Source organism: Novosphingobium sp. B-7 (assembly GCF_000410615.1).
Taxonomy (GTDB): domain Bacteria; phylum Pseudomonadota; class Alphaproteobacteria; order Sphingomonadales; family Sphingomonadaceae; genus Novosphingobium; species Novosphingobium capsulatum.
Map to the genome: position 1 here is coordinate 1 of NZ_APCQ01000483.1, position 6,771 is coordinate 6,771.

Here is a 6,771-nt window from a genome sequence, read left to right on the forward strand (position 1 = left end):
CGATTTTTGCAACAGAGCCCTCTGGTTCAACTCGGCCAATTCGAGCACCTGGTATCTGGTTCCTGGGCTGATAGTCCTCATCATGACCCTGGTTGGCGGATTCCTAACCTCGATGGTCATCGCCCGGGAATGGGAGCGCGGAACGATGGAGGCCCTTTTCGTCACCCCGGTGCGTTCCCTCGAAATACTGCTCGCCAAAATCATCCCGTACTTCGCGGTGGGTATGGGAGGGCTGACGCTCTGCCTGGTCGCCGCCCGGGGGTTGTTCCATGTGCCGCTTCACGGTTCGCTCTGGGTGCTGATGGTCAGTTCAATGCTTTATCTGATGGTCGCACTGAGTCTGGGGTTGTTGATTTCAGCGGCCGCCCGCAATCAGTTTCTTGCAAGCCAGGTCGCCGTCATCATTACCTTCCTGCCGGCCCTGATGCTCTCCGGCTTCCTGTTTGACCTGCACAACGTACCGACCGGCATCCAGAAGGTCGCGTCCATCCTGCCTGCAACCTACTACGTTGAACTGGCGCGCATGAGCTTCCTGGCCGGCGACAACCTCAACCTAATCGTGCGCGACTGGACAATCCTTGTCGTGCAGTTTGCCGTGCTCATCACGGGCGCGCGTCTACGAACCAAGAAGACATTGGACCGATGATGACTCTGCTCGAATCCATTACTGGTTCTCTTCGCCGAATCTCCTTCCTGTTCCGCAAGGAAGTCTTGGCGATTTTGAAGGACCCCGCCATCCGGGTAATTCTCATCGTCCCGATTGTTATCCAGTCGCTGGTCTTCGGTTACGCGGCCACCTACGACCTCAATCATGTGCGATACGCCGTTCTAAATGAGAGTCATGGCGCAGCCTCGACAAATCTGCTGGCTCGTCTGGAGGGCTCAAAGGTCTTTGTACGGGCGGCGACGCTGCGCAATTCAAGCGATATTGCTCGTGCTATCGACAATGGCGAGGCGCTGCTGGTTCTCCACTTCGCGCCCGACTTCGACGCGAAACTAGCATCAACGGGTAGCGCACCTGTTCAGCTCATTCTCGATGGGCGTAACTCGACCACTGCCAATATGGCGGCTGGCCACCTGAGCACCCTGATTGGCCAATTCAACGCTTCACTACCCAACGCGGTACGTCCACCCGTCAACATTGAAATCCGAGCCTGGTTCAATCCCAACCTGGAATCTCGGTGGAACATCGTTCCCGCCCTGATTGCTTCCCTGAGCATGATTCAAACTTTGCTGTTGGCCGCATTGTCGGTGGCCCGTGAGCGTGAACAGGGCACGTTCGACCAACTGCTCGTGACGCCACTGCGACCCATGGAGATTTTGATTGGCAAGGCGTCGCCGGCCATCACTATCGGACTGGTGCAGGCAAGCCTGGTTTTCTGCGTGGCGCTGTTCTGGTTCCGGATTCCGTTCCAGGGGTCCTTGGTTGTGCTCTATGTGGGGCTTGTCGCCTTTACAACGGCCTGCGTTGGTATTGGTCTCTCCATCTCGGCGCTGTCCCTGAATATGCACCAGGCAATGGTTTACGCCTTCGTACTCATCATGCCGCTCATCCTGTGTCAATGGACACCCAGTTTTACGAGCTAAGGCGACACCCAGTGTTACGAGGTGTCGCGTTGCATGAGAGGTATGATTTCAGGGGTGGGGAGCATGCTCCCCACCCCTGAAGTTTCGCCGCCGATGTGGTGGTTTTCAGGCCTTGAAGGCGTCCTCGAGGTCGCGCAGGCGGTAGCTACGGCCCTTGATGTTGAGGACGTGGGCGCGGTGGAGCAGACGGTCGAGAATGGCCGTGGCAAGGACTTCGTCGCCAGCGAGCAGCTCGGTCCAGTCGCGGATGCTTTTGTTAGTGGTAATCATCATCGCGCCGCGGCCGTAACGATAGCTGACGAGACGGAAGAACAGGCTGGCTTCCTCGCGGTTGAGTGGATCGTAGCCCATCTCGTCGATCAGCAGGAGCGCGCTCGACATGTATTTGCGCATCTTGATCCGCGGCGGCGGCAACTGGGCATCATGGCGCAGCGCAGCCATGAGCTCGTCGAAGCGATAGTACTGAACGGAAAAGCCGAGCTGGACCGCGCGGATGCCGAGCGCGGCGAGCAGGTGCGACTTGCCCACGCCAGGCGGCCCCTGCAGCAGGACCACCTCGGCGTTGCGGATCCAGCTGCCCGTGGCGAGTGTGTCGATGCGCGAGCGCTCTATGGCAGGCTGGAAGGCAAAATCGAAGTTCTCCAGCGTCTGGCCCGACGGCAGCTTCGAGTTCTTGAGCATGACCCGCACCCGCCGCTCTTCGCGGCCAGCGAGTTCGGTGGTGAGGAGCCGGTCGAGGAAGACGTGCGCACCGATCTCGTCGCGCACCGCATCGCCGAGCAGGCCCTCGAGCGCCTCGGCGGCATGGCCGCAGGCCAGTTGCCCCAGCTTCTCGCGGGTGGCGTCGATATCGAGCCTGATCCGGGGTGCGTTCATCGGGCCACCTCCGCAAGGCGCGCATAGAGGTCGAGAGAGCGATGCTGAACGCCACTGGCGGCGATCTCCTGCAGCTTGCGGCCCATCCGGCCGAGTGGCAGCGGCGGCATCACCCGGGGCGTGCCCGGGCCCTCGAAATGGGCCGGATCGATGATGATCAGCGCCTCGGTTCCGCGCGGGTGGCTGGCGACGACCTTGCAGTCCTTGAGGAACAGGACCCGGCCGGAAAGCCCTCGCACCTCGACCTCCTGGCGGATGTAGGCAAACGGAACGGTGTACTGGCGGCCCTCGAAGCTGACCATGCAATCCTCGCCAACCCGGCGGCGGACAGCGACGTCGAACGGCTCGGGCAGCGTCTCGGGAAGACGGGTCAGCAGGAACCGTTCCTGCTCCCAGGCCTGGGCCACCGTTGTGCCGGTCGCCGGGCAGCGCAGTTGGCCTGAACGTTCGGTCATCCGCTCATCTGTCCAGGCCTGCAGATCGGCCAGGCCGGAGAACACGCCGCTGTACGGGTCAAGGTACTCCCGGCAATCGCGGACCGAGCGCTCGACCTTGCCCTTTGCCCGGGGCTGACGAACCTGACAGGCATCGACGTGGAAGTGCATCGCCCGCGCAAAACGACGATAGGCCGGGTTGATCTCTCCCCACGCGCCCGCTCCCTTCGACAGCGCCGTCTTCACGTTGTCGATGCGCATCACCGCGGCAACCCCGCCAAGGCGCTGGAAGCAGCCGAGATGGCACGACTGCCACGCCAGCGCGTCCTTCGAGCGCGACCACACGATCGCCCGCTTGCGGCTCCACGACAACGTCATCACCAGCGCCGAGAGGTCAACCACTTCCTCGCCCAGCACCATGCCCGGAAACTCGGCCCAGTCGACCTGCGCTTGCGCGCCCGGCGGTGTCTCCACTCGTCGCCGCGCCCGGATCACCGGCGCCGGATATTTGCGCGACCAATACCGCTGCACCGACTTCAGGCTCCCGGTGTAGCCGTGCTCGCGAACCAGCCACTCGTGCAACGCCGCAATGTTGATCGCGCCGTCCCCACGACTGCTGCGCCAATGCGCGATCGCCTCGGCATGTGCGGCCGCCTTGCCGATCTGCCGGCTCCGCCCATCCACCGCGCCCTCAGCGCGCCGGCGGCGGTGATAACGAACCGACCCTTCCGTAACCCCCAGCAGCCGCGCAACAGCGCTCTGCGAATGCCCTTGCTTCAACAGCACACCCATCGCCGTCAATGCCTCGTCATCGAGACAACCCATCGTCCTCTCCCGGAAGACTACCCGCCGGGAAATCGATCAGGCCAAGGCGACACCTCGTAAAGCTGGATGTCGCCTTACGGCTCCTGTGAACTGTCCTTCAACATCCTGTTGTCCGGGCTCGTCACGCCCGTTGGCAACATGCCTACCGCACTACAGATTCTGACTTACGCCGACCCGTTGCGATTCGCCATCGACCTGGTTCGCCGGGTCTATCTGGAGGGTGCTGGTTGGCAGGACGTAGGAATGGATTTTGTCCCGATGCTGGTGATAGCCGCGATAACGCTTCCCGTTGCCGCATGGCTTTTCCGAAATCGGCTGACCTAAGGGGAATGCAATGAAGAACACCTTAACCTTGCGTGTGCATCGGTCGCTGTGGCTCCTGAGCACGAGCATTCTATTGTCGGCATGTGCAGCCGTTGGCCCTGACTATAAGGCACCGGAGCTTTTGTCTCCGGCCACTTGGTCTTTATGGTCGAGCTCGAGCAAAGAATTGCCCAGGAACGAGGGGATGCAGGGAGCCCCCGAGCATAAGTGGTGGGCTGCATTTCAGGATTCCGTGCTGGACCAGTTGGAAACCCGCGTGCTTGAGTCCAGCCCAGACTTGAAGACTGCAATGCTTCACTATGAACAGGCACGCTCTCAGAGGAGTGTCACTGCTAGCCAGCAAGTCCCCGAAGTCAAACTCCAGGGTGGCGCAATTCGCCAGCGGCAGAGCGAATACGCGGCGGGGGACCGGGTGCTGGACGTAATGGCGCCGAATAATCGGGATGCGGTTGCCAAATCACTATCCGAGCCTTACACCTCCTACCAAGGCGGATTCGATGCGTCTTGGGAAATTGACCTGTGGGGACGTGTGCGCCGAGCGGTTGAGGCTGCTGATGCAGACATCGCCAATTCGTTGGCATTACTTGACCAGACCAGACTCGTCATCTCCAGCGACTTGGCGATGGCCTATATCGACCTGCGCACAACGCAACGCCTGTTGAAATTGACGCGGGACGACATCACGGCCCTGCGCGAGCGGACATCTATGATGGAGTCTAGGAGCAAGCATGGACTCGCCAACGATTTGGACCTTGAGCGCCAGCGGCTGCAACTGGCTGACCTTGAGGCACAGATGCCCCCGCTACTTGAACAGGAGGCACAGTCCAAGAACCGTATTTGCCTGCTTCTCGGGCTGCGCCCCGGTGATTTGGCCAAAGAGCTGGCCGCCGAGAGTGCTCCTGCCGCGGCAATGGTGTTGCCTCAATACAAGCTCGGCGTGCCATCTGAGTTGGCCGGTCGACGCCCTGACATTCGTGCGGCCGAAGCGCGCTTACATCAGGCAACTGCGGCGATAGGCGAAGCCCAGGCCCAGCTTTATCCTAGTGTTCGCCTTGGTCTTCGCTTCGGTTTGGATTCCTACGAAGCTGGCAAGTTTGGTGATTGGGGTAGCCGCTTCTGGTCTATCGGTCCGAGTTTGGATTTGCCGATTTTCGATGGTGGCCGCCGTCGTGCCACCGTGACGCTACGAGAACTGCGCCAGCAGGAAGCTGCTATCGAATTTCAACGGACGGTATTGAGGGCTTGGCAGGAAGTTGACGATGCATTGACGTCCTATGCAGCAGAACAGGAACGGCAACAGCGCCTTCTTGTTAAGGCTCAAAGCAGTGCTGATGTCTATCAGTTGGCACAAGCTCGGGAGCGTGCCGGGTTGGTCGATTACCTCAATGTTATCGACGCCCAGCGTACCGACATTCAAGCAAGGCGTGACGTTGTTGCAAGCCAGGGGCGCACGCAGCTTCGCTTCATTGCAATATACCGAGCACTGGGTGGTGGAGTGGCTGAAACTGCTGACTGATGCTCCGCTTGGGTGGAGGCAGAAACTAAGAAAGCAGCCGTTCAAATGACAGCTTTAGGGCGAAGCCTACTGGCCGCTTGTGGCCGCCTGCCGCCGACCGCGGTCTGGCTCGAAAGCAGTCTGTCAACGCGCCGTTTCATTGTTGCCATGATCATCTCTTAATCGCGCACAGGCGGCCACAGGCGGGCAGTATGAACCAGCGTCAGTATCCACACCGTTTCGCCGTCGATCTGATACACCAGGCGATAGCTTTCGTGCGGGATCAACTCGCGGGTCCCGGGAATCTTTCCCGGCTTGCCCAGCATGGGGTGCTGGATCAAGCGGGCGGCCGCGTCGCTGAAAATCTCATCCATCCGGGCCGCCGCGCGCGGATTGTCGGCTGCGATGTAGTCCCACACATCGGCACGGTCTTGCTGCGCTTCGGGCGTCCAAACAACCCTCACGCCTGGCTCGCCACACTGGCACGCCGTGCGGCGAATTCGGCCTCAACTTCATCGTTCGACCGCCCCAATCCAGCGCGCATCGAAGCCCGGCCGGCTTCGACCTTGCGGCGCAGGAACTCGTCGTACTCGCGCGACTCGCGCTGGCGCTGAACGAACTCGCGCATCAGCTCGCGCAGCACTTGCGACGCCGGGCGATGGGCCGCCTCGGCTTCGGCCATAAACTCGGCGCGCAACTCAGGCTCCAGCTTCATCGTGAAAACGGCTTGTTTTGACATGATCGGGGCCTCCTGCCACTTGATACTAACAAAGTATATACGCCGTCATTACTAAGCGCTATTCACAGAACGCTGCAAGGCGGGCGTGCGCTAGGCCAAGGCCTGTCGGAAAACATTTGTTTTTCGACAGGCCTTCAACGGTCCTCTGCACCAACCTCCGAGTGGCCGCAAAATTGTGCGGAAAACTCTGTCGCCAGACGCTACCATACGGAAACCTCGTCTTAATGGTTTTCCGCTTATGTTGGTAGGTTACATGCGCGTGTCGTCGGACTCCGACCGCCAGAGCACGAACTTGCAGCGCGATGCGCTGCTCGCCGTCGGCGTCGATGCGCGGCATCTGTTCGAGGATCATGCTTCCGGCGCGAAGGACGACCGCGCGGGCCTGGCGCGGGCGCTCGAATTCGTTCGCCCTGGCGACGTGTTGGTCGTGTGGAAGCTCGACCGGCTCGGCCGTTCGTTGTCGCACTTGCTGGGGTGACTACACGAAAGTG

At 60.8% G+C, this 6,771-nt stretch carries 8 protein-coding genes and 1 pseudogene; 5 read left to right on the top strand and 4 right to left on the bottom strand.

Going from position 1 to position 6,771, the window contains the following annotated elements; all coding sequences use genetic code 11:
- Together H926_RS0105835 and H926_RS25870 are read left to right on the top strand one after the other, a co-directional pair.
- A partial coding sequence (locus H926_RS0105835) for an ABC transporter permease (RefSeq protein ID WP_022675476.1) occupies positions 1–646 on the top strand: 646 nt, incomplete at its 5' end.
- The gene (locus tag H926_RS25870; RefSeq protein WP_022675477.1) at positions 643–1,587 is read left to right on the top strand and encodes an ABC transporter permease; all 945 of its coding nucleotides are present in this window, start codon (positions 643–645) and stop codon (positions 1,585–1,587) included. The genes H926_RS0105835 and H926_RS25870, both read left to right, overlap by 4 nt.
- Positions 1,588–1,692: 105 nt before the next feature.
- On the opposite strand, the gene istB is transcribed toward H926_RS25870, so the two are convergent.
- Positions 1,693–2,463 (bottom strand): IS21-like element helper ATPase IstB, encoded by a 771-nt coding sequence (gene istB / locus H926_RS0105845; protein ID WP_022675478.1) that lies wholly within the window; start codon positions 2,461–2,463, stop codon positions 1,693–1,695.
- Entirely contained in the window at positions 2,460–3,722 is a 1,263-nt protein-coding gene (gene istA, locus H926_RS0105850; protein ID WP_022675479.1) for an IS21 family transposase, read from the bottom strand. Before istA ends, istB begins: the two co-directional genes overlap by 4 nt.
- 66 nt (positions 3,723–3,788) lie before the next feature.
- On the opposite strand from istA, the gene H926_RS34495 reads away from it, so the two are divergent.
- The gene (locus H926_RS34495; RefSeq protein ID WP_022675480.1) at positions 3,789–4,046 is read left to right on the top strand and encodes an ABC transporter permease; all 258 of its coding nucleotides are present in this window, start codon (positions 3,789–3,791) and stop codon (positions 4,044–4,046) included.
- 10 nt (positions 4,047–4,056) lie between these two features.
- Positions 4,057–5,562, top strand: coding sequence for an efflux transporter outer membrane subunit (locus H926_RS0105860; RefSeq protein ID WP_022675481.1), 1,506 nt, complete (start codon positions 4,057–4,059; stop codon positions 5,560–5,562).
- A gap of 158 nt (positions 5,563–5,720) precedes the next feature.
- On the opposite strand, the gene H926_RS0105865 is transcribed toward H926_RS0105860, so the two are convergent.
- Together H926_RS0105865 and H926_RS0105870 are read right to left on the bottom strand one after the other, a co-directional pair.
- On the bottom strand, positions 5,721–6,005 hold the full coding sequence (locus H926_RS0105865) for a type II toxin-antitoxin system mRNA interferase toxin, RelE/StbE family (protein WP_011342942.1): 285 nt from the start codon (positions 6,003–6,005) through the stop codon (positions 5,721–5,723).
- The gene (locus tag H926_RS0105870) at positions 6,002–6,280 is read right to left on the bottom strand and encodes a hypothetical protein (RefSeq protein WP_011342941.1); all 279 of its coding nucleotides are present in this window, start codon (positions 6,278–6,280) and stop codon (positions 6,002–6,004) included. Before H926_RS0105870 ends, H926_RS0105865 begins: the two co-directional genes overlap by 4 nt.
- Positions 6,281–6,518: 238 nt before the next feature.
- Between H926_RS0105870 and H926_RS0105875 the strand changes: the two are divergent.
- A pseudogene (locus H926_RS0105875) lies at positions 6,519–6,752 on the top strand (recombinase family protein); the annotation flags it as partial.
- Positions 6,753–6,771: the final 19 nt, after the last annotated feature.

Bases quoted from the DNA above. Each gene is read 5' to 3' on its own strand.
- H926_RS34495 (WP_022675480.1), top strand. From the start codon at position 3,789: ATGTCGCCTTACGGCTCCTGTGAACTGTCCTTCAACATCCTGTTGTCC.
- H926_RS0105860 (WP_022675481.1), top strand. From the start codon at position 4,057: ATGAAGAACACCTTAACCTTGCGTGTGCATCGGTCGCTGTGGCTCCTG.
- H926_RS25870 (WP_022675477.1), top strand. From the start codon at position 643: ATGATGACTCTGCTCGAATCCATTACTGGTTCTCTTCGCCGAATCTCC.
- istA (WP_022675479.1), bottom strand. From the start codon at position 3,722: ATGGGTTGTCTCGATGACGAGGCATTGACGGCGATGGGTGTGCTGTTG.
- H926_RS0105870 (WP_011342941.1), bottom strand. From the start codon at position 6,280: ATGTCAAAACAAGCCGTTTTCACGATGAAGCTGGAGCCTGAGTTGCGC.
- istB (WP_022675478.1), bottom strand. From the start codon at position 2,463: ATGAACGCACCCCGGATCAGGCTCGATATCGACGCCACCCGCGAGAAG.